Annotated in this window: 1 protein-coding gene; it reads right to left on the bottom strand. The window is 47.9% G+C overall.

Features of this window, described 5'->3' with window-relative positions; all coding sequences use genetic code 11:
- Positions 1-107: 107 nt before the first annotated feature.
- Positions 108-618 (bottom strand): LPXTG cell wall anchor domain-containing protein (locus HMPREF3190_RS07175; protein ID WP_156425760.1); only part of this gene is annotated, 511 nt, incomplete at its 5' end.

Here is a 618-nt window from a genome sequence, read left to right as displayed (position 1 = left end):
CATACCCAGAAAATGCTTCAAAAACTTTTAACATAATTCACTTCTTAAATTTGAAAATTGAAGCACCTAGTAGGAAGAATGCTCTCCCTACTAGGTACAAAGATTGTTTAGCGCTTTGAGCGCTTACGTTTAGCAATGACAAGTGCAACGCCAGCTGCAATTAAACCTGTAGCAATAGCAGCAATACCACCGATAACTTCGCCTGTTTGAGGGAATTTGTTTTTCAAGTGGGGCTGCGGAATGTTTTGATCTGCTAAAGGCTGTACTTTTGGTACAGGAGCAGGATCAGGCGCAGGTGCTGGTGCTGGCAGATCTAAATGTGGCTGCGGTACAGGTGCTGGTTGTTGCTGCAAATTAGGAACTTGCGGTACTTGTGGCGTTTGTGGTGTTTGCGGTGTCTGTGGTGTTTGTGGCACTTGTGGTGCGCACCACGGCAAACACGGCATCCACGGTTGCTGCGGACACGGTGCAGGGCAGCTAGGCTCGCACGGTTTCGGACATGGTGGGCATGTCTGTGGCTCACCAGGACGCGCCTTAACCTTTACCGTTTGATTTTCGCTGTTTAAGTCCTTATGTTCACAAACAACGTGACCATCCAGCAGGATTTGTTCAAAGACA

Source organism: Umbribacter vaginalis (assembly GCA_001552935.1).
Lineage (GTDB): Bacteria > Actinomycetota > Coriobacteriia > Coriobacteriales > Eggerthellaceae > Berryella > Berryella vaginalis.
The sequence above is the reverse complement of the archived record's forward strand: the minus strand, read 5'-3'. Positions and strand labels throughout refer to the sequence as shown.